This is a genomic window from Planctobacterium sp. AWM4_229 (assembly GCF_056160305.1).
The window spans coordinates 645,218-670,447 of sequence record NZ_JBSWWX010000002.1 but is presented as its reverse complement, the minus strand read 5'-3'; the positions used below and the strand labels follow the sequence as shown (position 1 = coordinate 670,447).

Below are 25,230 nucleotides of genomic sequence, written 5' to 3'. Positions count from 1 at the left end.
TATCAATGAAGATTCCCTTATGGTAAAGGCAATGATAAAAAGGTCCGATAATCAATGATATTAAGATTTTTCCTGTACTGTACGTTACTCATCACAGTTCGCTTCGTACACGCGGATATGTCGCAAATTCACACCAGTGATTTACAATATTTACCTACAGATGTGCAATATGATCCGCAAATTCCATTGCCGGAAGAAGTGTTGGGTTATCCGGTAGGCACCTGGCATATCAGGCATGATCAACTGCTGAACTATCTGTACCTGCTAGCTGAAAAATCAGATCGTATTAGCATCAAAGAGATTGGTAAAACTCATGAAGCCCGTAAGCTGGTTCACTTGCATATCAGTACTGCACAAAATCTGGATAAGTTAGCTTCGATTCAGCAAACTCATCAAAAAAATTGGTTGTTGCATGAAGACAAACGCGATCTCTCTGGTTATCCGTTAGTGTTGTGGATGGGCTACAGTATTCACGGTGATGAGGCTAGCGGGTCTAATGCGGCGTTGTTGTTAGCCTATTACCTGGCTGCGGCGCAAGGTGAGCAAGTGACAAAGTTACTGGAAAATAGCGTGATTATTCTGGACCCTTCGCTTAACCCTGATGGCTTATCTCGTTTTGCTCATTGGGCCAATTCTCACAAAAGCAAAAATCTGGTAGCAGACCCGCAAAACAGAGAGCATCAACAGGCTTGGCCATCGGCTCGTACTAACCATTATTGGTTCGACTTGAATAGAGATTGGTTACTACTTACTCACCCGGAATCACGCGCCAGAATAGAACAATTTCAGCAGTGGCGACCTCATGTATTAACTGATTTTCACGAAATGGGTACCAACAGTAGCTACTTCTTCCAACCGGGAATACCGTCAAGAACAAATCCTCATACCCCACAGGAAAACATAGAGCTAACTAATCTGCTGGCTAAATTCCATGCCAAGGCGTTAGATAAAGACAAGCGTTTGTATTTCTCGCAAGAGGCATTTGATGATTTCTACTATGGCAAAGGCTCCACGTACCCTGATGCCCATGGCAGTGTCGGTATCCTGTTTGAGCAAGCGAGTGCCAGAGGCCATATTCAGGAATCTGAAAATGGTCTATTGGCGTTTTCTCAAGCGATCCAAAACCAGTTCAATTTGAGCTTGTCTACGCTTGAGGGTGCCATGAGCAACAAAGGCGCTCTTCTGGATTATCAGGAGAGCTTTGCACGTAATACCGCTGAGCAAGCGACAGACGATGATGTTGCTGGTTATATGGTGACACCGGGAAATGATAGCAGTCGTTTTGCTTATTTTCTGGATCTATTAGCTCGTCATCAAATCGAAATTTATCCGCTAAGCAGTAACGTTAAACTAGACGACAAAACTTTTGTTGCTGGAGAGAGTTTTTTCGTGCCGGGCCGGCAAGCGCAATACCGATTGGTGAAATCGCTCTTCTCTACTCAAAAACGCTTCAAAGACAATACTTTTTACGACGTGTCTAACTGGAATATTGCACTGGCCTTTAACTTCGAGTTCGAAGAGGTAGAAAAGAGTCGGTGGCGCAAGATCCCGTTTTCCAAACAAGCTATCAATGAATTGCAGGTAAAATCCCCTGAGCCAAGTGCAGACGTCGTCGCTTGGGGATTTAACTGGAATGACTCAGATGCGCCAGCGTTACTGCAGTATTTATTGCAACAGGGAGCGCAGGTAAAACAGTCAGGTAAGGCCTTTACCGCAGTGACCCAGGACGGCGAATTTGCCTTTTTACCTGGCGCGGTCATCCTGCCTATGGGTCACAAACAGCCCAAAGGTATTACTCAGTCATTGATCAACAAAGCAGCTCAGCTCAATATCAAGTTGCATGGCCTGACTACCGGGATGACGCCGCAAGGTGTGGACTTAGGCAGCGGCTATATGAATAGTGTCTCAAGACCTGAAATCTTGTTATTGGGTGGTTCCGGTATTTCGCAATATGAAGTTGGGGAAGTGTGGCACTACCTGGATCAGTTTGTCGGGGTGGCGCCGAGTATTGTGGATATTGAGCGCCTGGGAGGAATTGATCTTAGCCGCTACAGTCATGTTATCGCCGTGGATGGCAACTATTCCACAACTACTGAACAGGACAACAAACGCCTGCAGCAGTGGTTGCAGCAAGGAGGCGTGTTGATTACCCAGAAGCGCGCTGCTATCTGGGCTGCTGAGCAGGATTGGTTGGTGGCGAAATTTAAGGATAGAGATGCGTTGGATTCGGTATTTGATACGGCAAATCTAAGCTTTTCAGATCAGGAGAGCCTGGATGGTAAAAAAAGAGTGGCTGGTGCGGTGTTTAATACCAATGTGGACTTAAGTCACCCTCTATTATTCGGTTTTGATAAACCCCAATTGCCTGTTTTCCGCAATAACACTGTGATCATGAGAAAAGCGACTCAGCCCTTTATCAATCCTATTGTTTATCAAAAAATGCCTCTATTAGCAGGTTATACCTCAGATGAAGTAGAGCAGCTATTGGCCGATAGCGCGATGGCTATCGCCCACAAAAAAGGCGATGGTCGGGTCATTGCTTTTGCTGACAATGTCAGCTTCCGAGGCTATTGGTTAGGTACCCGTCGATTGTTAAGCAACGCCATCTACCTGAGTAGTTTCATGGATGTTGAAGGCTAATCGATAAACTCCAAAGGTCAATCTTGATTTCTGGATTGACCTTTTTAATTTGCTCGACAATACACAGAAGCGTGCTGCCTGTGGTGATAACATCATCTAATAGCGCGATGTGACTTAAGCTTTCCAGTAAACCCGGTTGCTCGACTCGAAAACTCGAGATTGCGAGTTTTCGCCTTTCTGGTCCGCTAAGGCTGGCTTGTGGTGTGTTGAAAATCTTGCGGCTAATGAGGTTATCACCTGTTTTTAAGGCAAACTGCCTGGCGAGCTGGCTACCGATGACTTCTGTTTGGTTATAGCCTCTGTGTATCCGCTTGAAGGATGAGATGGGAACGGGCAACAGCATTTGCGGTAGCTGGTTATCGGCATAACAGGCCGTCACTTTTTCTTCCATTAGATTGGCAAGTGGTTTTCGCAAACAGGTCTTTTTCTGATATTTTAAGTGGTTTATCAAAGACTGTAATAGCCCTGTATGTGGACCAATACTGAGGGTGTTGTAACAGCTTAGTGCTTTCAGGTGTTGAGTAAAAAAGCGTTCATTGTTCAAAAAACGATAACTTTGACTTGCCGGAAAATGTTCGATTTGTTTGATGCATAGCTCACAGACAACGCTGTTTGCAGATTGCAAACAGCAGTAGCATTGATTGGTTCTGGCTATGAAATGTACTAAGGAGCCAGTCATGCATGTGTCCTTGAATTGCGCTAGATTGGTAAAAGTTTACAGGTGTTTCAGAGGTAATTTTGCAGTTAAAAGTACAGGATTTTGATGCCACACCCGACTTGGTGTTGTTGCATGGTTGGGGAGTGAATAGCGGGGTATTCAGCGGGTTAGTAGAGCGGCTTGTACCGCAACATCGTGTGCGTTTGGTGGATTTGCCTGGATTTGGCATGAACAACCATCTCGATGTGCAACACTTGAGTTTTATTGAATATTGCCAACTGGTTCAAGCTGTCATTCCATCGGGGGCAACTGTGGCCGGTTGGTCTTTGGGAGGGCTGGTAGCACAGTACATTGCGGTGCAAGAAAACACGCCCATTGCCCGACAAATCCTTATCTGCAGCAGTCCTTGTTTTCTGGAAGGCCATGACTGGCCGGGCATTAAACAGAAGGTCTTACAGAGCTTTCAACAGCAACTACAACAAGACTATGTCAAGACGCTGGAACGCTTCCTGGCTATTCAGGCAATGGGCAGCGCTACAGCCAAGGCTGACTTGCGCACCATCAAAGAACAAGTAAAAGCCGGAGGTGTTGCCAACCCGGGTGCTTTAGAGCGCGGTTTATGGTTTTTACAAACGGTGGATTTAAGAGAACAACTGGCTACTAACTCAATTCCAACGCTGCGAATTTTTGGTAATAAGGACAGCTTGGTACCTGTAAATAGTCGTAAAGTTATTGAGTTATTGCACCCCGGGGCCGATTACTACACCTTTGAAAAAGCATCCCACGCCCCTTTTATTTCTCACACCGACCAGTTTGTCTCAATCTTTAACGACTTTTTGCGGAATATTTAGTCTATTAGGGCATAACAGCGAGTGGAATAATCTCAATAAAAACTAATCAAAAGATTTATTTCTTTGCAATTTTGTTTAATAATTAAACATGAGGTAATAGGAGTAGTGTATGTCTTTTGATGTAAGAAATAGCGTTAATTCTGCTATTTTGTCTGGTGTGATGGGTGTTCAGAAAGCCTCTGATGGTATTACTGGCACGTCAATCAGCCTTGCTCAACAGCAAGCGTCGTTGCGTTCAACCAGCGATTTGCTTTCTGATGTAGCAACTCAACAACTTGGTGGTGTGTCTAAATTGCTACCTTCGGGTGGTGATACCATGACCAGCAATTTACTGTCACTGGTAAATAACCTGAATAACGCGCAGGCTTCGACTAAAGTCGTGGATGTGGCTAACGATACCGTTGGGCGCATTATTAACGAACTCGCGTAATTTTAGTTAGTTATTGTCATGAACATTGTCACGCCGTTGCCAACTGCCATTCCGTTCACTACGTCTAATGTGAACACGGAATCTGCGCGCCGTGATAATGTGCAACGGGAAGTTATTCCTCAGATAACACAGCCGGAAAACTCGGCTGCTGAGTCCGGGTTGGGCTCAGAATCCGACCGTCTAAAACAATCTGCCAAATCGGCTCAAGCAGCCCAGTCACCGGTTTATGAGCGACCGGTTGTACAGCAAAACCCAAATGGTGGAGACGCCAGTGCGCTGGGTAATACCAATGGTCAAACCCCCGACAACGCTCAGCAAGAGAGTGCCGGTAAGGAAGATGCAGAAGAGCGTCAAAGACAGCAGCAAGAAGCACTAGATCAGCAAGAAATTGAAAAGCTAAAAGCGCGAGATCAGGAAGTGAGAGCTCATGAGCAAGCCCATGCCGCTGTGGGCGGTCAGTACGCTGGCTCACCTAGTTATGAGTTTGAAACCGGACCGGATGGCCAGCAATACGCCGTAGGCGGTGAGGTTTCCATTGATATCTCCAAAGAGGCGGAGCCGGAAGATACCCTTACCAAAATGCAACAGGTAAGAGCGGCGGCGCTTGCACCAGCGGAGCCTTCTCCTCAAGACTTTCGAGTAGCTAGCGAAGCGTCACGGATAGCGGGTGAAGCCCGTGTCGAGATCTCACAACAAGAATTAGAAGCTCAGCAGGAGCAGCAAGAAGATAATATTGAGCGTATCTTCAACCCTCAAGCTGCACAACAGCCTGATCCCATTGAAGAAAACGTCCCTGAAATTGATGAGATTGTAGAGCCCGGCGATGTTAGCCCACCGACGCGTTCATTGGAGCAACCAGTGCAAAGTGTCACTGATGTATTCAATAACTTTTCAGAGGTGGGGGGCAATAGTGAAACCCCTGAGCTGTCAGGACAGCGCGATGACGAAATCAATCAGCGCGCCCTTAGAATTGCCAGTTTTTATCAGCAAACTTCTACTCCCAAAACCGAAGGCTTTCAGCAGTTCGCCTAGTTATTGTAACTTCGAACTCTAAGTAATCTGTCGAAACATCAGAACCATCAAATTGGACCACCAGGGAGAGCTTAAAGCCCTCCGCTGAGATGTGGCCGATTACTTTTTAGCTTTCGCAAAAGCTTCCGCGAAAGCGTTACCCATGGCACTGTTTTGAGACGACTTATTATCTTGTCTTGCTGGCCTTGAGTGTCTGGTAGGTTTGGCATCTGAGCGCTTGTTGGTCTTGTTTGCTTGATTGTTGTTCGCTTGATGCTTGTTTGCCGAAGCCTTGTCATCCAGCCGCATGGTCAATGAAATACGCTTGCGCTGCACATCGACATCGGTGACTTTAACCTTAACAATATCACCGGCTTTAACCACTTCTCTGGGGTCAGATATAAATTTATCAGTAATGCAGGATATGTGTACCAAGCCGTCCTGGTGTACACCAATATCAACAAAGGCTCCAAAGTTTGCGACATTGCTGATCACGCCTTCCAGAATCATTCCGGGCTTGAGATCGTTAATGGTATCGATACCTTCCTTAAACTTCGCCGTTTTGAACTCGGGTCTTGGGTCGCGTCCTGGTTTTAATAACTCTGAGAAAATATCTTTAACCGTTGGCAGCCCAAAGTGGTCATCAACAAAGTGCTCAGGCAGAAGTTTTTTCAACACATCGGCATTGCCAATAAGCTGCTTCATCTCACAACCGGCTTGCTCCTGAATACGCGCCACTACCGGATAGGCTTCTGGATGTACCGCTGAGGCGTCTAGTGGCTCATTGCCTTGGTTAATTCTGAGGAAGCCAGCACATTGCTCAAACGCTTTGGGACCGAGCCTTGTAACTTTGGTCAGCTCTTTGCGACTGCTAAAAGCACCATTTTGATTGCGGTAATCGACAATATTTTGTGCCAGTGTCTTATTCAAGCCTGAAATGTTAGCTAAAATCGCGGGGGAAGCGGTATTTAAGTCTACACCTACTGCGTTTACACAGTCTTCGATGACGGCTGCAAGCGATTGTCCTAATTGGCTTTGGCTAACATCGTGCTGATACTGGCCGACACCAATAGCTTTTGGCTCAATCTTGACCAACTCAGCCAAAGGATCTTGCAGGCGTCGAGCAATAGACACTGCACCGCGCAAAGATACGTCCATCTCGGGGAGTTCCTGTGAGGCTAGCTCTGAAGCTGAGTAGACGGAAGCGCCAGCTTCACTGACGATTAAACGAGTGAGCTTGAGTTCAGGCTCGTTTTTCATCAGTTCTGCAACCAGCTTGTCGGTTTCTCGAGAGCCCGTACCGTTGCCAATACTCACTAACTCCACTTTGTGCTGTCGACAAACATTAGCCAGGGTACGTAATGATTTGTCCCAATGGTTTTGTGGCGCATGTGGGTAAATCACCTGAGTTGCCAGCACTTTTCCGGTTTGATCAACCACAGCCACCTTCACTCCAGTTCTTAAACCTGGATCTAATCCCATGGTTACTTTAGGGCCTGCTGGGGCTGCCATTAATAGGTCTTTCAGATTGGAAGCGAAAACATTAATAGCCTCAAGTTCGGCACTTTCTCTTAATTGACTGAATAATTCGTTTTCCATGTACATAAGAATCTTTATTCTCCATGTCCACTGGATTACGCCTGAAAGCCATTTCCCGGCGGCTTTTTGCGATAAATGCTGGCTGGCAAGGCCAGTGTGCTCAGCGATAATGGTTTCGCAATAAGATGTCTTATCGCTTTCTTCTTTTTCCGGGTCAGGCTCCAGTGAAACCTGTAAAAAGCCTTCATTACGCCCACGGAACATCGCCAGTGCACGGTGCGAGGGGGTGGTCATGAGTTTTTCGCGATGATCAAAATAATCGCTGAATTTAGCGGCTTCTTTTTCTTTACCCGCTACTAACTGACTTTTGATAAAGGCTTGCTTCTTCAGGTGCAGACGGATTTTTTGTAAAAGGTCTGCATCTTCGGCGAAGCGCTCCATCAGGATAAAGCGAGCGCCATCCAATGCATCTTTAGTGGTTGCTACAACTTCGTTCAAATATTTTTGTGCTTCTGTTTCTGGATCCAGATTGGGATCGTTAAACAGTGCTTCGGCCAGTGGTTCTAAGCCATTTTCAATGGCGATTTGACCTTTGGTGCGACGCTTGGGCTTGTAGGGCAAATAGAGCTCTTCTAACTCCGCTTTAGATACACAGGTGTCAATCTTGTCTTTCAGCTCAGGGGTCAGCTTATCTTGTTCGGAAATCGATTTTACGATGGCCTCTTTACGTTCCCACAGTTCTCTTAAATAGGTGAGTCGTTGCGACAAATTACGCAGCTGGGTATCGTCCAGCCCTTGGGTCGCTTCTTTTCGATAGCGGGCAATAAAGGGAACTGTCGCACCGCCGTCCATTAATTCAACGGCCGCATTGATTTGGGCTTTTGAAATGTTCAGCTCCTCACTGAGCTGAGAAAAGATGGTTTGATTACTCATGGCTTTAATCCATTGGGAATTTTGCTTTAACAAAACTGTGGTTCTGTCACTTATCGCTGCAATATGAGGTCATACAGAGACATTACAATGTCATTCGTCGGTTTTCCTCACGTTGACTGGTTAGTGGGCATCCGGATAGTCGATTTCAACAATAAACCAGCGTTTTTTACCTTCTGGTGTCGACACAACGACTTCATCATCTACCTGGTGTTTGAGCAAAGCCCTGGCCATTGGACTGTCGATGGAAATGGCGTCTTTGCGATCAAATATTTCATCGTAACCTACAATTTGAAACTGTCGTTCTTCACCTTGCTCGTTTTCAATACACACGCGAGCGCCAAAAAATACTTTTCCGTCTTGTTGTGGCGAATAATCTACGACCTTCAAGGCTTCAAGGCGCTTTGTTAGATAACGCACTCTGCGATCGATTTCTCTGAGCTTGCGCTTGTTTTCTTTGTAATCGGCGTTTTCACTGCGGTCGCCTAAACTGGCCGCCCAGGTAACCTTAGCCGTGATTTCGGGGCGCTCTGTACGCCATAAATAGTCGAGCTCGGCTTTCAGTTTAAGGTAGCCTGGTCGAGTGATGAGGGGAGTTCGCATATTCAAAAAAACTAAATTCTTTTCCGATTCAATAGGTTGTCATATTTGTGTCAAAAAACACTATTCTCAACAGGAAAAATTTCTGTTTTGGACTAGAGTTAATAGTAACAAAAGCGCTGAGAATGGAGGTATAAAATTTCTTATCTCTTAACAAAACTCAATAAAAAACTGGGTTTTGCAACGTTTTAACTTTTGATGCCGTTTAAACGGTTTTGTAAATATTGCCAGGCGCAATACCATTCGAAATATCCGATGAGGACCAGGATCGGCAAGGAAATGGTCGAACAGAAACTATAAAAAAGCCGGGTTAATTCCCGGCTTTGTTCTGTCTGGATAACAGTATTTCAGAATTACTTGGATTCGATAGACAATAATTCTACGTCAAATACCAGTGTTGAATTTGGTGTGATTTTGCCCGTTGCTCTTGTGCCATAAGCCAGTTCACTTGGAATATGGAAACGGTACTTAGAGCCGACATTCATTAGCTGTACGCCTTCTGTCCAACCTTTGATTACGCGGTTAAGCGGGAAAGTAGCAGGTTCGCCACGATCGTAGGAAGAATCAAATACTGTGCCGTCAATCAGGGTACCGTGGTAGTGAACTTTAACTGTGTCTTCAGCTGCTGGCTTTTCACCTTCACCTTGAGTCAATACTTCGTATTGAATACCAGATTCAGTTACCATCACGCCTTCGCGCTTTTTGTTTTCTTCCAGGTAAGCTAAACCAGCTTCAAGGTTTTTCTGGCCTTCAGCTGCCGCCATTTCAGTTTGGGCTTGCTGCGCGCTGGCTTGCAGGGCTTGTAGTAATTGAGTGGCTTCTTCGTCTGTCAAAAGTGCGTTGCCCTCAATCGCAGCAAGGAAACCGCGTTTAACTTGCTCGGCACTGAAAGAAAGGCCAAGTTGAGCATATTGCTCCACTTGATTTTCTACGTATTTACCCATGTTCTCACCCAAAGCGTAAGCTTGCTTTTCTGCTTCAGGTAATTGATTTACTTGTTCAATAGTCATTGTCATTGCTGCTGCCTTTTCTGTATTGGCGGTATTTGAAGATTGTTCTTGTTGACATGCGCTCAACCCAATCACGCTAGCCATTGCTAACCAAAGCGTTTTATTTTTCATGACGTGCTCCGAATTATTTTAGTTTGTGATTTGTTTGAAAAAAGCCAGAAATTGTGGCGGGCAGTTTCCACGCAAAGCGCATATACTAAACACAGTTTTTCCATTTCGAAACCTTAAGACCAAAATAAAACCGTGTTTAGTGCGAAAAGTAACCGAATCCTGAAGTTTTTGCTGCTCATCTGCCTGATGACCAGTTTGATCGCGTGTGGCACCTACCGAAAAGAATCCGCGCTTGAGTTTCAACATGCTGAAGATGGCAGTATGGCAGCGGATATCTCCGCGGATGCCAAAATTAGTGTGGTATCCAGTATTGATTTGGGATTATTGGTATGGGACCTGGAATTCAATCAAAAGGTTTATCAATGGGGTTACAAAGGCGACGGTGAAACCATTAATCTGGTGTCCACCGTTAAGATCGCCAGTGATACCTCTTATGTGGTGAGTGCCGACCGGGAATCTTTCGCCATCTGGAACCTGGAAAACGGAGAGCCCGATGGGTTCTGGCGCATTGACGAATCAACCATACGAGATGTGGCCATTGCCGATAAGGGAACAACAGTTCTTGTTGGCAGAAGCAATGGTAAGGTATTGATGCTGGAGCCTTTTACGGGAAGACGATTAGAGTTTTTGGGGCACACTGAGCGCATTAACAGCGTTGATATTTCCCCCAACGGCTATTACGCATTAACCGGCGGTAACGATTATGTCGCTTACCTTTGGGATACCCGAACTGGCCAGGTAGTGTATCGCTTCGATCACCCCAGCCGGGTGACTAAAGTCGCTTTGGATCCCAAAGGTCGTTATCTGTTTACTGCAGACAGCCAAAAAACAGCGCGTATTTGGGATGTACAAACTGGCGAGGAAGTCTCTACCTTACAGTTTATTCAGAGGCAGATAATTTTCTCTGCTGTGCAGTTTTCAGAAGATGGCACAAGACTTTTAACCGGCTCACCGAATCGTTTGTTGGCTCTATGGGATGTCAAAACCGGGAAAAAACTCAATGGCTGGCGAGTAAAACCCAACGACAAGGCCATGGGTAACAGTGCCATTGTGTATGGCGTCGGTTTTTATGGTGATAATCAGGTTATTTCCGAAAGTAGTAGTGGCTGGGCTGAGATTTGGGACATACAATAGCGCTCCTAACTATTTTGCAAGGCAATTGAATTGAACGAGATAGAACAGTTACAGATCAAAGTGGCATACCAGGAGGACACCATTGAGGCTCTGAATCAGGCACTTATCAAGCAACAACAGCAAATTGCTGAGCTGCAATTTAAGATGCAGCATGTCAGCAGTAAATTGAAAGAAATGTCCTCCAGTAATATTGCCTCTTTGGAAGATGAAACGCCGCCGCCACATTACTAGAAGGTAGAGGCTGACAGTTATTGCTGAGGTTTGAAAATCCCAATCACGTTCTCATTGGCGCGGGTTTGCTTTTCAGTTTCAGCATCGGTTTGTGATTTGTGATAACCGCAGTGCACACATTCGACTTTTTCTACGTTATTTTCCATGAATAGCATCAGGCTGTCATTGGCTTTACAATGTGGGCATATTGCGCCTGCAATAAAACGTTTTTTAATTCTGGTACTCATTTGCTCAGTCTATGGTGATGACGACATCGCTATTTTATCCAAACTAAAACAAAAAGTATGATTTTATTAAAACAGTTCGCTCTGATGCAGGGCGGAGAATACCTCATCCGGGATGCCAACCTGCAATTCAATAGCGGGCAACGAATTGGCATCATTGGCCGCAATGGTTGTGGCAAGTCCACCTTCTTTAAAGCGGTTTTACAACAATTTCCCATTGAAGAAGGGGAGTTGAGCGTTCCATCTGAATGGCAAATTGCCCATGTTGCCCAGGAAACCCCAGCGGTTGAAAAGACCGCACTGCAATACGTACTGGATGGGGAAAAACAATTACGTCATCTTCAGACGCAATTAGAAGCTGCGAATGAAGCCAATGACGGCATCCTGATTGCTGAATTACACGGCAAGCTGCAGGATATTGGTGCCGACACCATTGAGGCCAGAGCTGGCATTATCTTGAGCGGTTTGGGGTTTGAGCAAAACCAGCATCTTTTGCCGGTAAGCAGTTTCTCCGGTGGTTGGAGGATGCGCTTAAACCTCGCGCAAGCGCTATTGAAGCGTTCTGACCTTCTGTTGCTCGATGAACCCACTAACCACTTAGACCTGGATGCTGTCATCTGGCTGGAATCCTGGTTAAGAGGTTATGAAGGGTGCTTGATGCTTATTTCTCACGATAGAGATTTTTTGGATGCGGTGGTTAATCACATTGTCAGCTTTGAGCAAACGAATCTGAGGGCCTACACAGGTAACTACAGCAGCTTTGAAAAGCAACGAGCGGAGCGCTTGCGATTGCAGGAAGCCACGGCTCGCAAGCAACAGGAAAAGGCTGCCCATCTGCAAAAGTTCATTGACCGTTTCGGGGCCAAAGCATCCAAAGCCAAACAAGCACAAAGTCGCAAAAAGCAACTGGATAAACTGGTTCAAATCATTCCAGAAACACAAGACTCTTCATTCTCTTTTTCTTTTTTCACTCCTGAAAAGCTGCCTAATCCGTTGGTTTTAATGGAAAAAACGGAAGCGGGCTACGGCGATGTGAGTATCCTCAGGAATATCCAGTTAAATCTGGTGCCAGGAAGCCGCATTGGCTTGTTAGGGCGCAATGGCGCCGGCAAGTCGACATTAATTAAAATGTTGGCGGGGGAGCTGGCGCCGCTGAGTGGCGAGTACGCCACGAGTGCAGGGTTGAAGGTGGGTTACTTTTCTCAGCATCAGATGGATAAGTTGCGCCCTGATATGTCAGCATTGCAGCACTTTCAGGTGTTGGATCCAAAAGCGACAGAGCAAAGTCTGCGCAACTTCATTGGCAGCTTCGGTTTTCATGGTGACGACGCCCTAAGCCCGGTAGCGCCCATGTCAGGGGGGGAAAAGGCGCGTTTATCCTTGGCTCTGATCGTATATGAAAAACCGAACTTATTATTATTGGATGAGCCCACTAACCACCTGGATATGCAAACTCGCTTAGGACTGACGTTGGCATTGCAGTCCTTTGAAGGGGCGATGGTTATCGTGTCTCACGATCGCTTTTTAATCTCAGCGGTGTCTGACGAATATTATCTGGTAGACAATGCTCAGGTGGATCGTTTTGATGGCGATATTCACGACTACGAAAAATGGGTTTTAACAAAATCTGTTGCGACATCGGATAAGCAACAAGAATCGTCGCCTGGCAAATCACGCAAAGATATCAAACGCCTGGAAGCTCAATTTCGGCAAGAGATACAGCCCATTAAAAAGCGTCTGAACAAAGGCGAAAAACAAATGGAGCAATGCCAACAGCAGTTGGATGAGTTACAGGTTGCTCTGGCGGATACTTCTTTATATGAAGAGCAAAATAAGTCTATGTTGAAAGACTTGCTTACTAAGCAAACTCAGCTCACCAGTGAATTGCAGGAGGCTGAGGAAATCTGGTTTGAAGCGCAGGAAGCATTAGAGAGTGCCGAAAATGAATTCAGACAATCTATTGAATCCTGAGGCCTTCTGGCAATTTTCATGTGAACTTTACGCTCGTCCGGGCGTAAAAGAGCAATGTTTGGATGCGCAAAATAGATTGCGTCTAAACGTGAATATCTTACTGCTGTGTCAATGGCTAACAAACCACGGTTTTAGTATCTCTGCTGCTGATTTTAGTCACATGCGGCGAGAAATCGCAGAATCTGAAAATACGCTGTTAAATCTCAGGCAAAAACGCAACAGCCTTATCAAAGGTAGTTCAGAATACAAAGCAGCTTTAAAATGTGAACTAGATTGGGAAATGAAACAACAACAGACTCTTATTGAGGCACTCGCCAAGACTACTCGGGTAAACGCATCAGAGCATTGTTTATACAACTATATGCAATCCTGTGACCCGGCGCTTACTCCGGAAGTTGAAAAACTTAAACAGGTGCTGGAGCAAAGCGCGGTATGATCGTTACCTCCGAATTCAAAGCGCCTTTTTGGGCGCGCAATCGTCACCTACAAACCATCTGGCCCCGCTTTTTCGTGCGCAAGCCTAAGCTGGACTTACAATGGGAGAAGTTAGCTACTCCGGATGACGACTTTATCGAATTGGCGTGGACCAAGAATGAACCTTCTCAAAATGGCCTGGTGGTTATATTTCACGGTCTTGAAGGCTCTGCTGATTCTCATTACGCTGCTCATCTGATGGCTATGTTAAGTGCGCAAGGTTGGCGTAGTGTTTTGGTGCACTTTCGCGGCTGTGGGCCATCGGGAAATCAAACCGCGCGCTCCTATCACTCTGGCGAAACGCAAGACAATAAACGGGTACTGGAAGAACTGCGCAGACGCTACCCCGACATGCCTTTTGTGGGGATCGGGTATTCCCTGGGGGGCAATATGTTGTTGAAGTTACTGGGGGAAGAACCCGAACAAAGCTGGTTGCAACAAGCCGTTGCAGTATCGCCACCTTTCGATTTGGCGCGTTGCTCAGAAGCGATAGCGCAGGGGTTTTCCAGGGTTTACCAATATCACCTGTTAAAAAGCATGCGCCGTAAGTTCAGTGAAAAGTTTCATCGCTTTGACTATCGCACGCGACTTGGCCTGAGTTTGGCAGAGATTAATAACTTTAAAAGTTTCTATCAGTTTGATGACAAGATCACCGGGCCTTTACACGGGTTTAAGAATGCGCTTGATTATTATCAGCGCTGCAGTGCCAACCAGTTTATGCAAAATATAAAAACCCCGACTTTGGTGCTGCATGCCAAAGACGATCCTTTTATGACGCCAGATATCGTGCCGCCTGGCAAACGAATCTCCCCAGCGGTGCGAATCGAATTAAGCGAACGTGGTGGACATGTGGGCTTCCTGCAGGGCTCGTTGCTTAACCCAGTGTTCTGGGTCAATGAGCGCATCAAAAGGGCACTTAATGAAATAGGTATGTAAGCGCTCGCATACCTAAATGGTTTTGATGTTAAAGAGTAAGTAATGTCTGTTATTGTACCTGTAGAAGAAATTCCTGAAGACAGTTTGAAAAATCTGATTACCGCATTTGTACTGCGAGAAGGCACTGATTACGGTGAACATGAAGTGGCACTTGAAACTAAGGTTCAGCAGGTTCTTGCCATCATCAAAAGGGGAGACGCGCAGATAGTATTCTCTGAATTGGATGAGAGTTTTGATATTGTCAGTAAAGCCGATTTACAGACGATGATGAGCAATGACTATCAGGAATAAAGCTGGTTTTTGAACAGCCTCTATTAAACCGGATATTACTTTTGTGCAGATGGCTCAACTCGCCAGGGTGGATTGAGTCGGTTCTCTCCCGCGTGATACAGCTTTATTTTGTTGCCTGACGGATCGTGCAGGATCGCTTCTTTCCACAAATAACGCTGCTCGGTAGGAGGTTGTTCAAACTGAATGCCTTTTGCGACAAGCTCTTGGTAGCGCTCATTTAGAGCGTATTGGTCTTTCCGGTACAATTTTGCAGCAGTCTGTGTGCAATTTAGACAAGGCGAATGCTTGAAGATCTAGTGGTTCTAAATCAAAAGCATCCAACACAGTATAAATTGCACACAGGCGCTGCCCGAAGGGTTCGTCATATAAGCGCTTTACTCTTTGCCACAGTCCTTTGACTTAGCACCACTAGGCCTGTAGGACTGTACCGCGATTAAAGCGCTTATATATAGAACAAATATTGTACAGTAAAGGTCAACACGCTCTCGCTTTTCAGTCTCAAAATAAATCACCGCTCCTTGGGGTATTGGCATGTCTTCCAGCGATAGCGAAAAAGTTGAGTTACCTTGCGGGCAGGAAAAGCGCGCGTAATGCGGAGTATCAACAATAAGTGTAAAGCCCATGGCAATGTAGAAACTAATCGCTTCCTGCATGTCTGAAACGGGCAAGGTAACCTGATTCAGGTCCATGAGCATTCACCTTTGTTATGGTTTGTAGAGCACCAAGGTGGCAGATACTGGAACTGAATGTCCAATTGAACTCAATCCTGCTACCTTCTGCAAGGCTTCAATTCCGGGTACTAAGCCAAAATCAGCAGCATTGATGATAATTGGGGTGACTAAGGTGCCGGTTATGTTGTCTGTTGCGGGCGTCAACAAGATGTCCAGCGTGACTTCCTGATTTGTGCCATGCAAGGATAGCTGCGCAGTGAGCGTGTAACGAGTGGCTTTTTCAAGTGAATCCAGCGCTGCAGGAAGCGTGAAGCTCAGTGTTGCCGTTTTGGTGTTAGCAACGTCAAATAGCATGGTCTTCATGCGTTCATTGCGAATAGGAATTCCAGACTCAATAGAACTGAGGTCCAGTTCAATTGTCACTTTGCTCTGCTGCGCAATGGTGGCTGAAACTTGTTGTACCCGGTGCACTTCACGGAAGTGGAGATTTTTGGTGGAGACAAAAGAGACTTCTGATTTTTCGGCGTCTAACTGCCATTGAGAAAAACAGGCTGTGGAGAAAAAAGCCAATAATACTAAAAGTTTATTCATCTTTACTTACCAGGTTATACAAGACTATTTGTTCCCAATCCACCCGCTGATCACCGAGCACCACAAAGTCTGGATTGAGCAAGCTCTTACGGCGATTGTAAGTAAGCGGTTCAAACTCTGCCGATAAAATCTTACCGCCCGCTTCGGAGACGATGCACTGTGGCGCACCCGTATCCCACTCACCTGTAATGCCAATACGCAAGAATACATCAGCTTTGCCTTCGGCGATAAAACAAGACTTCAACGAGCAACTGCCCAATGGGATCGTACTGTAGATGCGCTCTTTGGTCATGCGGGACATGACCCGGTCTTCTGGTTGACGGCGGCTAATGGCCACCAATACCTCACCGCTTTCCGGATCCGCCAGCTTTCTGACGAATATTTGTTTATCTTCTTTCGGGCTTTCCTTGAAGGCGCCATGACCTTTACTGGCGAAATATAAGGTTTCACCAACGGGCCAATAGATGACGCCTATGGCGGGTTCATTATTTTCAATTAAAGCAATATTGATAGCAAAGTCGCCACTTCGGGCAATAAATTCTTGAGTACCATCTATGGGATCGATTAACCAATAACGGGACCAGTTCTTACGGATTTCCAAAGACTCGTGTTTGCTCTCTTCCGACATGATAGGGATGTCTGGCGAGTGTTCTTTGAGGTACCGGGTAATTATCTCATTGGCTTTGTAATCTGCAGTAGTAACCGGCGAATCGTCGTCTTTGCTAAAACTGTCAAAATCCCCCGAGTCGTATATATCCATGATACTCGAGCCCGCCTTGAGCGCGGCGCTTTTAGCGATTTGTAGTAATTCCTGATAGGGGTTCATCGTTAACTGTTGAGCCTCTTGTGTGCCAACATTAACGCTGCGATGCAGCGTGCTTCGGTAAAATCTTCGCGATTGAGCAATGCGTCCATATTATCAAAAGACCACTCTACTACTTCAAGGGGTTCAGGCTCATCGCCTGGTAGCTTCTCCGGATACAGATCATGAGCCAAGAGTATGTGCATGTGGGCGCTGAAAAAGGTGGGAGCCATGGTGACAGTGGTCAGCGCTTCTAGTTTTTTGGCGCCAAAGCCCACTTCTTCTTTTAATTCGCGATTCGCGGCTTCTTCAGGGGATTCTCCGGGGTCTATCAGGCCCTTGGGAAAACCCAATTGGTATTCGTGTAACCCTGCGGCATATTCGCGTACCAGCAGAAAGCGATTGTTATCTACCATTGGCACTATCATAACCGCACCGCGGCCAGAGCCTGCCATACGCTCAAATATGCGCTTTTCGCCATTTGAGAATTCCAGATGAACCTGTTCCAATTTAAACAAACGACTCCGGGCCACGACTTCTCTATCGTGTATTATGGGTAATTGTTTTTCGGAATCTGTTTTACTCACTCTGGCGCCGCGTTACAATTGCTTTACTCATACTATAACGCTTATGAATTCAAATGCCTACGTTACATTGGAAGGAAATAGAAACCGTCCTGCTAGATATGGATGGAACATTATTGGATTTGCACTACGACAACCAATTTTGGATGCACCATCTGCCTAAACGTCTGGCAGAAAAGCGCGGAGTTAGCTTCGAAGAAGCGCAACTGTATTTAACTCAAGAATATCAGCGTGTAACGGGGACATTAGATTGGTATTGTCTCGACAAATGGGCGGAAAAGCTGGAAATGGACATTGTGGAAGCGAAGCGCGAGATTGATCACCTTATCTCTATGCGCCCCGACACCATCCCTTTTCTTGATGCCTTGCGGGACACGGGTAGAGAAGTCTATCTGGTGACGAATGCCCATCCAGACTCACTGTCACTTAAAGTTGAGAAAACGCAACTAGACCAGCACATAAACGTATTGTATTCCACTCATCAGTTTGGTGTGACTAAGGAATCGCAACTGTTATGGCAAAAACTGCAACAGGAAATTGGTTTTGACAAGACCACCACACTGTTTGTCGATGACAGCCTGACCATATTAGAAGCGGCGCAGGAGTTCGGTATTAAACACTTATTAGCGGTGGAGAATCCCGATAGTCAAAAACCGGTGCGCAATATTACTCAGTTTCCCTCGGTGCGCGATTATCGAGACATCACCCCGGATATCTTTACCAGCTCATTGCTGACATAGAGATCTTGACAGCCACACTGGCTGTCTTTATAGCTTTATCTGATAAAACCCTTGGGCATCGGCGCGACCGAAGAACTTAGCGGCATCATGCACTTCTTTAGGCAGGTTTTCAGACACTTTAAACTGACCATTGACGCTAAATTTTCCATTGTGCTGCACCACGGCTTTAGCACTTAGGTTAAGTGAGTTATCTGGAGCCGTCGTGATTTCAATTGGCCCGTTGTCACAATGTAAATTGGCCTCAAAGTTACCCAATTGCACCTGGCCATTAAAACCTGCTACGCCTGCATTCAACCAGCTGCCAGTGCCTTTTAATTCGCTACAGCCATTGGTTTTGTGATAATAAAAATGCTCAATATTGATTCGGGCTCTGCCGGAGGCATCTACCGGAATTGGCAATTCAACTTGTGCCATTAGCAGTGGCGTTGGGGCGAATAAGCTAAGGTTTTGAGCGCTAATACCAGACAAGCTTACATTGATATCACCTTTAATGGAGATCTGTTCGCTATCTCGGGCGCTACCGGCGTCTAATTCCAGTGTCGCATTGCCAATGAGTAATGGTAAAAAGCTTAGCTGCCAGTCGACGTTGTTAATGCCGAGACCTTTAACTACTACCTGATCAGCATGGCCATCCCAAACAGTGCCTGATAAACCTTTTAAGGAAATGTCGGCAGGTAAGGGTAAGCGTGGAATTAATTGACTGGCAGGTAGCTTAACCAATAAAAATACCACAAAGAGAATTACTGCACCTGCAGTGAGCGTCAATTGTTGTTTCATAGTCCTGCTGTTTACAATTTGCTGAGTCTGAGACGGCGAATTTTGACGATGCCTGGGCTGTCGCCTTCAGCGATATCCGCTTCGATGATTTGTACTCCCATCTTTTCAAGGGACTGCAACCAGTTAAGTACATTGTCAAAGCGGGCATTATCAACCCAGATCTGGATGTCATCACCCTGGGGCTGCATGCGGGAAATAGTAATGTCGCTGCTATTGGCTGTTTGGTTTACCGCTTGCGGTAAAGAGCCGCTAAATTGATTACCCTGGCCACCGGATTGTTTAAGTTGTACAGCGCGGTTGGCATTTTGCGTCACCCAGGTTAAAAGCTCTTTTTGGCTATTCAGGGAGGCGCTATTGCGTTCGATGCTGGCTTGCATGGGCGCATAAATCAAAAAGTAGATGGCGCCAATGACAATCACCACGGTACTTAACAATACCAGCTTTTGCTCTCTATCGGTAAGCTGGGCGAAACGTTGTTTTAACTCTTCAATTTGTTTCATGACCTGTTTCCCTTACTCACTTCTGATGGCCAAAGAACCGATAACCTGATCGTCACGGTTGTTAATAGCGCCTTGTTCTACGGTGAAGCCTTGCTGTTCAGCCACGCGTTTAAAGGTTTCCAAGGCATCATAGCCTGTGGCCACCGCCTGCATGCGAATTTCGGAACGGGCGCGATCAAAGCGCAAGGTTTGCGGTTTGATCTGGCTTTGAGCGAACGCGCCATCAAGTACGGACATCATGGCTAACATGGAAACACCACCACTGGTTTGATCCAGTGCTTCCATTTTCTGACGCATCTGACTTCTGACATTTACAATACGGCGGGTTTCCGGGAAGGCCCGCTTAAACTCCGCTTCGATTTGCTGTTTGATAGCATCGCTTTGACTACTGAGTTGCGAGGCCTGAATGCCTTTGTCCACAAAGGTCGTGAGCAGTGCCACGCCTGCTAAAATCGCTGCTAAACGCCACTGACTAGCCCCACTCTTACCGCGTTTTTTAACCTTATACTGTTCTTGCAGCAGATTGAATTCAGTCGCTACTGCTTGTTGCGCCAGGGTTTGCATGGCCATAGGGCCTGGATGATAGTCAATTTCAACATTGGCCAGATTGTGAATTTGCGGTTCAGTGCTGAATTGTAGGTGTAGTTTCTGCTCTTGTTTTTTGGCATACAGCTCTACAGCGGGTGCCAGCCACTGGATTTCTCCAGATAAGCCTTGCCACGGGGCTTGCCTGATTATGAGGTCATTATCCAGAGTAAGTGCTTGCCAACTTGCATCTTCATAAGGTATGCAGAGGGTGTCAGGCAGAATTTTGCTGCAAAACAGATCGGCATCTTGCAAACAGTCTAACCAGTATTGCATTTTGGCCTTACTGACAATGGCCACCTGTTGGTCTTTATCTTCTTGTTTGTGCCAGGCGAAAAACAAATCGTCTACATCTTGAGAGAGTTCATCCTCCAGCATATAGGGCACGGCGCTGAGTAATTTGCGATTGGCTTTCCCCGGCAAGGTCACGTTTTTTAACAACACTTCGCTGCCTGGAACAATGAGTATTGCCTCATCTTTGCCTGTGCGCTGCTTGAGTGTGGAAAGCTGCTCTGTCGATTCCAATACGCCAGAGGCAATGATCTCCTGTTCCTGAGCAGACCAAACCAGCCAGTTTATCTGGCTGTCGGGCTGGTTTCCCAGGCGGATAACGAGTTTTTCCATTAGAGCTTTCCTCCAAATTCACGTCTGATCACGTGAACTGTATCATCTGGTGCCACTTTAAAGACGGATGACATCTTGAACGTGGCGCTATTATACGTGGTTTTCACATGCAAAATAAAATACCGGGTTTTGACAACGAACATGTTTTGCAAGTCTGTATGTAAATTGGCTGCAGAAACATTTGGTTCGCTAAAGAATTGTGACAGTGTGTCAAAAGGAATACCGCCGATGATGTTCTCTGCATTACTCTTGCTAACCCCGAGCAACGCCGCCAGCACCGGGGCTTTTTCCGGCGTAAGAGTATTCACATTCAGCGCAAAGTCTTGTTTGTCCGGAATCACGCAAACCAGTGGCATGAGCTTGTTTAACCAGCTTAATTCTACTCCTTTTACCAGGCGCAGTTCCGACTTAGAGGCCATTTTAGTATTCGCCGCAAGATACGGGTGCTCCAGGGATTCGTAGTCGGCATCTTCAGCACCGTAATTGCCGTTGAGCATACTGTCTTCGTCCAGCCAGTCAATTAAGGCATCTTTTAAGGTGTCTCGGTTGAATGCTGGGATATCCAATCCATCAGTTTGCAATAAGCGCTTGAAAGACTCTTGCAAATGTAGCTGATGGGCATTACTGCTGCCACTGCCGCTAGCAGAACCGGCACTACCAGCAGCAGAGCCACCACTTTTAAGGGCATTAAGGTTAAAACAGGACTGCATATCTTCCAAGGTGGCTTCAATAAATCCGCCTTCTACAGGGAACTGGATATTTTCCTGGGCCCAAGGCTGCGTGATGTCGATTGTGCTATTGTTCTGTTTGATCAGTTGCGCAATGGTTTTTTGGGCAAATTGTTCGGCACCTATGGCAAGCCAATAAGCCTGATTATTGTCTTTTAGACTCATAGAGCGCTTCACTTGCAGTTGCAGGCGAGACCCCATGTCGGTGGCGCTGATAGATACTAAAGCCACCACCAGTAATACCACAATAAGTGCGACGCCTCTTTGCTTATGCATTAGTCAGTCCCTTGCGTGGTGGCCAGGGCGAACTCCCGACGAATTAAACCAAATTCAGTGCTGGCAATCTCAATAGCGATGGCGTAGGGCAGTTGGTTACCTGTGTAGGTATCCTGCCAGATATTATTGTCGTTGGACGTGGTTTTATCTTTGGAGATGCGAAACTGAAATTGCAGATCTTCAATGTCAGTTAGTAGTACCCGAATTTTTGGTTCACTACCAATGACGTTGTCGACATAGTTACCATAAAGGCGCTGCAATTCGCCGGATTGCAATCGATAGCCGACACCCTGCAGGGTGCTGCGAGGTAAAATCAGTTGCGGATTGGCCCAGCCAGCACGCACAAATGCCAGGCCATCAGCATCACTTTCAAAGGCATTTAAACCACCGCTTATCACGACGTTGTTAGATTGACCTTGTTGCACTCGAGCTGCCCGTTCAACTGCTTGTTGCAGGTCTCGTTCGATTATCGACATCGCCCGCTGCAAATCTTGTAGTTTGGTAAAACGTTTAGTGGAAACCTCATCAGTGTCCAGGACGGTATTCAGCACACTATGAGAAGCCAGACCAATCAGGGTAAATACCGCCAGGGCCACGAGTATTTCCAGTAATGTAAAACCTTTATGAGCCGTCATGGTCACAGTGTCACTGGTGCTGGATTGGGGTTAGACAAATAGGTTTTCACCGAAGTGACCACTGATTCCATTTTTTCATCTTGGGCTACAATCACTTCCACCTGACGAAACTCCTTATCCTGGGTTTCAGTGACCAGATGTTGATAGTGCCAGGTTCGCCCCCCTAATTCGACAGAGCCTTTGAGGTTGTTTTCTGGCGGCCATTGGCGTTCAGTAAGCAGGTTATTGAGTTCGTTGTTGGCGACCCAGGTAGCCATGGTCATATCTTCCAGTGTGCTGATGCCGCGAATGTGCTCACCGGTGGCTTTCATGATGGAGGTGGCGGTGAGGGCAAAAATAAACAGTGCCACCATGACTTCTAGTAGTGTCAGTCCTTTGACATTCATAAAAACTCCAACGGACCTTCTAATTCCAGCGGCGTATATTCGTGGCCGTTAACCCGAAAATAAACCGGATCTGCATCACCAAATTGCGGCTCGAATTTAAAGGTGACACTGAAGGGGGTGAATTCACCACTGGAAAAAATAAACACCTGGGGCGGCTCCGGCTCTTCTTCTTCCTCTTCGCCAATACTGGTACTCTCATTTGAGACTGATAGTTCTTCATCAAAAATACCGGCATCAAACAAGCTGTCTTCAGCGAGCCAAGGCAGATCATCCAGTTTCAGCTCCAGATAAAAGTCCTCTTGCAATTGGTGTTCGGAAAACAGCTTATCATTATCGATAGGGCGCCATTTATCTTCGTCATTGAGGAACATGAAATAGTATTGACTCTTTTCTGGCTCCAAACGCAAACCCAATTGCATTTGATTGAGCACCGCATAATCCGATGCCATATCAAACACCACTTGAAAGCGCTGTGCCTGTTTGCGCAGTAGCTTGTCGTAATCAGTGCCGGAATAGTTGAGCATGACAACCGCCACAGCCATGCCAATCATAAACAGCACCACCATGATCTCGATCAGGGTGAAACCTTTATGGAATAGGGTTTTGTCGAGGCGGTGCTGCATAAATATGGAGGACTTAGTTCAGAAAGTCGTTGATATTCCAGTTACCGATGTCGTCGTCACTGCCAGGTTGACCATCAGGCCCGTTACTGAACACGTCGATAGTGCCCATCTCACCCGGATTAAGTAACTGATAATCGTTACCCCAAGGATCCTGCGGTAAGCGCTTGATGAAACCGTCCTGAGGAAAGTTACGCGGTACCGGTTCAATGTTAGAAGCCGTTACCAATGCTTCCAGGCCTTGCTCGGTAGAGGGGAATACGTTGTTGCGCAACTTATACATTTCCAGCGCACTTTCCAGTTGTTGGATATCGATAGCCGCCTTTTTAAGCTTGGCCTCTTCGGTATTGCCTAAAATATTGGGGGCAATAATGGCGGTCATGATACCGATGATGAGGATCACCACCATTACTTCAATTAAACTGAAACCTTTATTTTTCACTGCTTTACTCCTGTTACACAATTGAATTGAGCGACACTATCGGTAGCAAAATTGCAATTACGATAAAAAATACAATTCCGGCCATTACCAGTATTAGCATCGGACTTAAAATACTCAGCGCCACGCTGACCTGCATTTCAAACTCGCGATCCTGGTTGTTGGCTGCCCGGCCTAACATCTGTTGTAACTCGCCACTTTTCTCGCCTGAGGCAATCATGTGCATCATCATGGGCGGGAATACCTTGGTTTTACCCAATGCCACCTTCAGACTTGAGCCTTCCTGAACCATTTCCGCCGATTCCAGAATCAGCTTTTTAATGTAATCGTTCAGTAGTACCTGACCGGAAATACGCATGCCTTCAAGGATGGGCACGGCACTGGCGGTCAGAATACTTAGGGTGCTGGCAAAGCGGCTGGTGTTCAGCCCTTTAATCACTTTGCCCATCACGGGTAGGGACAATAAACGGCGATGCACCTGTAAACGAAAACCCTCGTTGAGCATCATGCGCTTGAACAGCACGATGGCGATGATGATGGCTGCCAAAGTGTGGAATATGTAGGCTTTAACCCATTCACTGAGGTTGATGAGAAACTGCGTAACGCCCGGTAAATCCTGGCCCATGGTGTCGAACTGACCGACAATCTTAGGTACCACATAAGTGAGCAGCATGGTGACGATGATTAGTGCTACCACCACCATTATGGTGGGATAAACCATGGCCTGAACAATGATACTGCGGGTGTGCTGTTTCTTTTCGGTATAATCCGCCAAGCGGTTGAGAACCGTATCCAGGTGACCCGATTTTTCACCTGCCGCTACCATAGCGCGGAACAGTTGGTCGAAAACGTAGGGGAATTCCGCCATGGCATCAGCGAGAGAGTGGCCTTCAACCACTTTACTGCGCACTGCCATCATCATATTTTTCTGACGGGGTTTTTCACATTGTTCCGCTACTGCCAGTAAGGCTTCTTCCAGCGGTAAAGCGGATTCAACCAGGGTGGCCAGTTGTCGGGTTAACAGAGCCAGATCACTTGCTGAGATTTTAGGTTGAAAGAGTTGTAGCCCTTTTGAGATTTTTTGTTCTTTTTCTGCGGCGGGCTCTACTTCCAGTGGGATGAGACCCTTCTCACGCAACTGCGAACGAATCTGTCGGGCATTGTCGCCTTCTAAAATACCACTTTTGTTGCGGCCCTTTGCATCAAGGGCTTTATAGGAAAAGGCCGCCAT

General features: G+C 46.4%; 30 protein-coding genes. 11 read left to right on the top strand and 19 right to left on the bottom strand.

Annotated elements, in window-relative coordinates; translation table 11 throughout:
* Window positions 1-54 precede the first annotated feature (54 nt).
* Window positions 55-2,640, top strand: coding sequence for a M14 family zinc carboxypeptidase (locus ACXAGP_RS05965; RefSeq protein WP_475260165.1), 2,586 nt, complete (start codon window positions 55-57; stop codon window positions 2,638-2,640).
* On the opposite strand, the gene ACXAGP_RS05960 is transcribed toward ACXAGP_RS05965, so the two are convergent.
* Window positions 2,621-3,319: a ComF family protein gene (locus ACXAGP_RS05960; protein ID WP_475260164.1), complete on the bottom strand. Its 699-nt coding sequence runs from the start codon at window positions 3,317-3,319 to the stop codon at window positions 2,621-2,623. The two genes, ACXAGP_RS05965 and ACXAGP_RS05960, sit on opposite strands and share 20 nt — an antisense overlap.
* 59 nt (window positions 3,320-3,378) lie before the next feature.
* On the opposite strand from ACXAGP_RS05960, the gene bioH reads away from it, so the two are divergent.
* From bioH to ACXAGP_RS05945, 3 genes are all read left to right on the top strand, one after another.
* Window positions 3,379-4,149 (top strand): pimeloyl-ACP methyl ester esterase BioH, encoded by a 771-nt coding sequence (gene bioH, locus ACXAGP_RS05955; RefSeq protein WP_475260163.1) that lies wholly within the window; start codon window positions 3,379-3,381, stop codon window positions 4,147-4,149.
* Between the two features lie 109 nt (window positions 4,150-4,258).
* The gene (locus ACXAGP_RS05950; RefSeq protein ID WP_475260162.1) at window positions 4,259-4,579 is read left to right on the top strand and encodes a hypothetical protein; all 321 of its coding nucleotides are present in this window, start codon (window positions 4,259-4,261) and stop codon (window positions 4,577-4,579) included.
* 18 nt (window positions 4,580-4,597) lie between these two features.
* A complete protein-coding gene (locus tag ACXAGP_RS05945; RefSeq protein WP_475260161.1) occupies window positions 4,598-5,611 on the top strand; it encodes a putative metalloprotease CJM1_0395 family protein in 1,014 nt (337 codons plus the stop codon).
* Between the two features lie 99 nt (window positions 5,612-5,710).
* Here the strand turns inward: ACXAGP_RS05945 and ACXAGP_RS05940 are convergent, their stop codons facing one another.
* From ACXAGP_RS05940 to ACXAGP_RS05930, 3 genes are all read right to left on the bottom strand, one after another.
* Window positions 5,711-8,062, bottom strand: coding sequence for a Tex family protein (locus tag ACXAGP_RS05940; RefSeq protein ID WP_475260160.1), 2,352 nt, complete (start codon window positions 8,060-8,062; stop codon window positions 5,711-5,713).
* Between the two features lie 120 nt (window positions 8,063-8,182).
* A complete protein-coding gene (gene greB, locus ACXAGP_RS05935; protein ID WP_475260251.1) occupies window positions 8,183-8,662 on the bottom strand; it encodes a transcription elongation factor GreB in 480 nt (159 codons plus the stop codon).
* A gap of 350 nt (window positions 8,663-9,012) precedes the next feature.
* Complete coding sequence (locus tag ACXAGP_RS05930) at window positions 9,013-9,780, bottom strand: FKBP-type peptidyl-prolyl cis-trans isomerase (RefSeq protein WP_475260159.1); 768 nt, start codon at window positions 9,778-9,780, stop codon at window positions 9,013-9,015.
* Window positions 9,781-9,966: 186 nt separating this feature from the next.
* Here ACXAGP_RS05930 and ACXAGP_RS05925 point away from each other — a divergent pair, with 186 nt between their 5' ends.
* Window positions 9,967-10,914 (top strand): WD40 repeat domain-containing protein, encoded by a 948-nt coding sequence (locus ACXAGP_RS05925; RefSeq protein ID WP_338294777.1) that lies wholly within the window; start codon window positions 9,967-9,969, stop codon window positions 10,912-10,914.
* A 30-nt stretch (window positions 10,915-10,944) separates the two neighbouring features.
* Complete coding sequence (locus ACXAGP_RS05920; protein WP_475260158.1) at window positions 10,945-11,145, top strand: SlyX family protein; 201 nt, start codon at window positions 10,945-10,947, stop codon at window positions 11,143-11,145.
* A gap of 17 nt (window positions 11,146-11,162) precedes the next feature.
* Here ACXAGP_RS05920 and ACXAGP_RS05915 read toward each other — a convergent pair whose 3' ends face one another.
* Window positions 11,163-11,372 carry a YheV family putative zinc ribbon protein gene (locus tag ACXAGP_RS05915; protein WP_475260157.1) on the bottom strand — a complete coding sequence of 70 codons (210 nt, stop codon included), beginning with the start codon at window positions 11,370-11,372 and terminating at the stop codon, window positions 11,163-11,165.
* Window positions 11,373-11,429: 57 nt separating this feature from the next.
* On the opposite strand from ACXAGP_RS05915, the gene ACXAGP_RS05910 reads away from it, so the two are divergent.
* From ACXAGP_RS05910 to ACXAGP_RS05895, 4 genes are read left to right on the top strand one after another with little or no spacing between them, the layout of a single operon-like run.
* Window positions 11,430-13,340: an ATP-binding cassette domain-containing protein gene (locus ACXAGP_RS05910; protein ID WP_475260155.1), complete on the top strand. Its 1,911-nt coding sequence runs from the start codon at window positions 11,430-11,432 to the stop codon at window positions 13,338-13,340.
* Window positions 13,312-13,776, top strand: coding sequence for a TIGR02444 family protein (locus tag ACXAGP_RS05905; RefSeq protein WP_475260154.1), 465 nt, complete (start codon window positions 13,312-13,314; stop codon window positions 13,774-13,776). The genes ACXAGP_RS05910 and ACXAGP_RS05905 overlap by 29 nt, the downstream gene beginning before the upstream one ends.
* Window positions 13,773-14,750: a hydrolase gene (locus ACXAGP_RS05900; RefSeq protein ID WP_475260153.1), complete on the top strand. Its 978-nt coding sequence runs from the start codon at window positions 13,773-13,775 to the stop codon at window positions 14,748-14,750. Before ACXAGP_RS05905 ends, ACXAGP_RS05900 begins: the two co-directional genes overlap by 4 nt.
* Before the next feature lie 42 nt (window positions 14,751-14,792).
* Window positions 14,793-15,041 (top strand): YheU family protein, encoded by a 249-nt coding sequence (locus ACXAGP_RS05895; RefSeq protein WP_475260151.1) that lies wholly within the window; start codon window positions 14,793-14,795, stop codon window positions 15,039-15,041.
* Window positions 15,042-15,076: 35 nt separating this feature from the next.
* Here the strand turns inward: ACXAGP_RS05895 and ACXAGP_RS05890 are convergent, their stop codons facing one another.
* The 5 genes from ACXAGP_RS05890 to nudE all read right to left on the bottom strand — a co-directional run bounded on the left by ACXAGP_RS05890 (window position 15,077) and on the right by nudE (window position 17,692).
* A complete protein-coding gene (locus ACXAGP_RS05890) occupies window positions 15,077-15,286 on the bottom strand; it encodes a VOC family protein (protein WP_475260150.1) in 210 nt (69 codons plus the stop codon).
* 129 nt (window positions 15,287-15,415) lie between these two features.
* Entirely contained in the window at window positions 15,416-15,730 is a 315-nt protein-coding gene (locus ACXAGP_RS05885; protein WP_475260148.1) for a VOC family protein, read from the bottom strand.
* A gap of 15 nt (window positions 15,731-15,745) precedes the next feature.
* Window positions 15,746-16,303 (bottom strand): YceI family protein, encoded by a 558-nt coding sequence (locus ACXAGP_RS05880; protein ID WP_475260147.1) that lies wholly within the window; start codon window positions 16,301-16,303, stop codon window positions 15,746-15,748.
* Window positions 16,296-17,129 carry a 3'(2'),5'-bisphosphate nucleotidase CysQ gene (gene cysQ / locus ACXAGP_RS05875; RefSeq protein ID WP_475260146.1) on the bottom strand — a complete coding sequence of 278 codons (834 nt, stop codon included), beginning with the start codon at window positions 17,127-17,129 and terminating at the stop codon, window positions 16,296-16,298. The genes ACXAGP_RS05880 and cysQ overlap by 8 nt, the downstream gene beginning before the upstream one ends.
* A gap of 2 nt (window positions 17,130-17,131) precedes the next feature.
* Window positions 17,132-17,692, bottom strand: coding sequence for an ADP compounds hydrolase NudE (gene nudE / locus ACXAGP_RS05870; RefSeq protein ID WP_475260144.1), 561 nt, complete (start codon window positions 17,690-17,692; stop codon window positions 17,132-17,134).
* A 53-nt stretch (window positions 17,693-17,745) separates the two neighbouring features.
* Between nudE and yrfG the strand changes: the two genes are divergently transcribed.
* Window positions 17,746-18,429, top strand: a complete 684-nt coding sequence (gene yrfG / locus ACXAGP_RS05865; RefSeq protein ID WP_475260143.1) for a GMP/IMP nucleotidase — start codon at window positions 17,746-17,748, stop codon at window positions 18,427-18,429.
* Window positions 18,430-18,456: 27 nt separating this feature from the next.
* On the opposite strand, the gene ACXAGP_RS05860 is transcribed toward yrfG, so the two are convergent.
* From ACXAGP_RS05860 to gspF, 9 genes are read right to left on the bottom strand one after another with little or no spacing between them, the layout of a single operon-like run.
* Window positions 18,457-19,206 (bottom strand): type II secretion system protein N, encoded by a 750-nt coding sequence (locus tag ACXAGP_RS05860; protein WP_475260141.1) that lies wholly within the window; start codon window positions 19,204-19,206, stop codon window positions 18,457-18,459.
* A gap of 11 nt (window positions 19,207-19,217) precedes the next feature.
* A complete protein-coding gene (gene gspM / locus ACXAGP_RS05855) occupies window positions 19,218-19,706 on the bottom strand; it encodes a type II secretion system protein GspM (protein ID WP_475260140.1) in 489 nt (162 codons plus the stop codon).
* A 12-nt stretch (window positions 19,707-19,718) separates the two neighbouring features.
* The gene (gene gspL, locus ACXAGP_RS05850; RefSeq protein WP_475260139.1) at window positions 19,719-20,915 is read right to left on the bottom strand and encodes a type II secretion system protein GspL; all 1,197 of its coding nucleotides are present in this window, start codon (window positions 20,913-20,915) and stop codon (window positions 19,719-19,721) included.
* Entirely contained in the window at window positions 20,915-21,919 is a 1,005-nt protein-coding gene (gspK, locus tag ACXAGP_RS05845; protein ID WP_475260138.1) for a type II secretion system minor pseudopilin GspK, read from the bottom strand. The genes gspL and gspK overlap by 1 nt, the downstream gene beginning before the upstream one ends.
* Window positions 21,919-22,554, bottom strand: a complete 636-nt coding sequence (gspJ, locus tag ACXAGP_RS05840) for a type II secretion system minor pseudopilin GspJ (protein ID WP_475260136.1) — start codon at window positions 22,552-22,554, stop codon at window positions 21,919-21,921. Before gspJ ends, gspK begins: the two co-directional genes overlap by 1 nt.
* Before the next feature lie 2 nt (window positions 22,555-22,556).
* Complete coding sequence (gene gspI / locus ACXAGP_RS05835; RefSeq protein ID WP_475260135.1) at window positions 22,557-22,940, bottom strand: type II secretion system minor pseudopilin GspI; 384 nt, start codon at window positions 22,938-22,940, stop codon at window positions 22,557-22,559.
* The gene (gene gspH / locus ACXAGP_RS05830; RefSeq protein WP_475260134.1) at window positions 22,937-23,563 is read right to left on the bottom strand and encodes a type II secretion system minor pseudopilin GspH; all 627 of its coding nucleotides are present in this window, start codon (window positions 23,561-23,563) and stop codon (window positions 22,937-22,939) included. The genes gspI and gspH overlap by 4 nt, the downstream gene beginning before the upstream one ends.
* A gap of 13 nt (window positions 23,564-23,576) precedes the next feature.
* Window positions 23,577-24,002 (bottom strand): type II secretion system major pseudopilin GspG, encoded by a 426-nt coding sequence (gspG, locus tag ACXAGP_RS05825; protein ID WP_338290384.1) that lies wholly within the window; start codon window positions 24,000-24,002, stop codon window positions 23,577-23,579.
* Between the two features lie 13 nt (window positions 24,003-24,015).
* Window positions 24,016-25,230 carry a type II secretion system inner membrane protein GspF gene (gene gspF, locus ACXAGP_RS05820; RefSeq protein ID WP_475260132.1) on the bottom strand — a complete coding sequence of 405 codons (1,215 nt, stop codon included), beginning with the start codon at window positions 25,228-25,230 and terminating at the stop codon, window positions 24,016-24,018.

Excerpts from the sequence above, each read along its gene's own strand:
- ACXAGP_RS05915 (WP_475260157.1), bottom strand. The coding sequence starts at position 11,372 with ATGAGTACCAGAATTAAAAAACGTTTTATTGCAGGCGCAATATGCCCA.
- gspM (WP_475260140.1), bottom strand. The coding sequence starts at position 19,706 with ATGAAACAAATTGAAGAGTTAAAACAACGTTTCGCCCAGCTTACCGAT.
- ACXAGP_RS05885 (WP_475260148.1), bottom strand. The coding sequence starts at position 15,730 with ATGGACCTGAATCAGGTTACCTTGCCCGTTTCAGACATGCAGGAAGCG.
- ACXAGP_RS05930 (WP_475260159.1), bottom strand. The coding sequence starts at position 9,780 with ATGAAAAATAAAACGCTTTGGTTAGCAATGGCTAGCGTGATTGGGTTG.
- ACXAGP_RS05900 (WP_475260153.1), top strand. The coding sequence starts at position 13,773 with ATGATCGTTACCTCCGAATTCAAAGCGCCTTTTTGGGCGCGCAATCGT.
- ACXAGP_RS05880 (WP_475260147.1), bottom strand. The coding sequence starts at position 16,303 with ATGAATAAACTTTTAGTATTATTGGCTTTTTTCTCCACAGCCTGTTTT.
- ACXAGP_RS05945 (WP_475260161.1), top strand. The coding sequence starts at position 4,598 with ATGAACATTGTCACGCCGTTGCCAACTGCCATTCCGTTCACTACGTCT.
- ACXAGP_RS05925 (WP_338294777.1), top strand. The coding sequence starts at position 9,967 with ATGACCAGTTTGATCGCGTGTGGCACCTACCGAAAAGAATCCGCGCTT.
- ACXAGP_RS05960 (WP_475260164.1), bottom strand. The coding sequence starts at position 3,319 with ATGACTGGCTCCTTAGTACATTTCATAGCCAGAACCAATCAATGCTAC.
- gspJ (WP_475260136.1), bottom strand. The coding sequence starts at position 22,554 with ATGACGGCTCATAAAGGTTTTACATTACTGGAAATACTCGTGGCCCTG.
- ACXAGP_RS05910 (WP_475260155.1), top strand. The coding sequence starts at position 11,430 with ATGATTTTATTAAAACAGTTCGCTCTGATGCAGGGCGGAGAATACCTC.
- greB (WP_475260251.1), bottom strand. The coding sequence starts at position 8,662 with ATGCGAACTCCCCTCATCACTCGACCAGGCTACCTTAAACTGAAAGCC.
- ACXAGP_RS05860 (WP_475260141.1), bottom strand. The coding sequence starts at position 19,206 with ATGAAACAACAATTGACGCTCACTGCAGGTGCAGTAATTCTCTTTGTG.
- ACXAGP_RS05965 (WP_475260165.1), top strand. The coding sequence starts at position 55 with ATGATATTAAGATTTTTCCTGTACTGTACGTTACTCATCACAGTTCGC.
- gspL (WP_475260139.1), bottom strand. The coding sequence starts at position 20,915 with ATGGAAAAACTCGTTATCCGCCTGGGAAACCAGCCCGACAGCCAGATA.
- ACXAGP_RS05940 (WP_475260160.1), bottom strand. The coding sequence starts at position 8,062 with ATGAGTAATCAAACCATCTTTTCTCAGCTCAGTGAGGAGCTGAACATT.
- gspK (WP_475260138.1), bottom strand. The coding sequence starts at position 21,919 with ATGCATAAGCAAAGAGGCGTCGCACTTATTGTGGTATTACTGGTGGTG.
- yrfG (WP_475260143.1), top strand. The coding sequence starts at position 17,746 with ATGCCTACGTTACATTGGAAGGAAATAGAAACCGTCCTGCTAGATATG.
- ACXAGP_RS05895 (WP_475260151.1), top strand. The coding sequence starts at position 14,793 with ATGTCTGTTATTGTACCTGTAGAAGAAATTCCTGAAGACAGTTTGAAA.
- ACXAGP_RS05905 (WP_475260154.1), top strand. The coding sequence starts at position 13,312 with ATGAATTCAGACAATCTATTGAATCCTGAGGCCTTCTGGCAATTTTCA.
- ACXAGP_RS05950 (WP_475260162.1), top strand. The coding sequence starts at position 4,259 with ATGTCTTTTGATGTAAGAAATAGCGTTAATTCTGCTATTTTGTCTGGT.
- cysQ (WP_475260146.1), bottom strand. The coding sequence starts at position 17,129 with ATGAACCCCTATCAGGAATTACTACAAATCGCTAAAAGCGCCGCGCTC.
- gspH (WP_475260134.1), bottom strand. The coding sequence starts at position 23,563 with ATGCAGCACCGCCTCGACAAAACCCTATTCCATAAAGGTTTCACCCTG.
- gspF (WP_475260132.1), bottom strand. The coding sequence starts at position 25,230 with ATGGCGGCCTTTTCCTATAAAGCCCTTGATGCAAAGGGCCGCAACAAA.
- gspI (WP_475260135.1), bottom strand. The coding sequence starts at position 22,940 with ATGAATGTCAAAGGACTGACACTACTAGAAGTCATGGTGGCACTGTTT.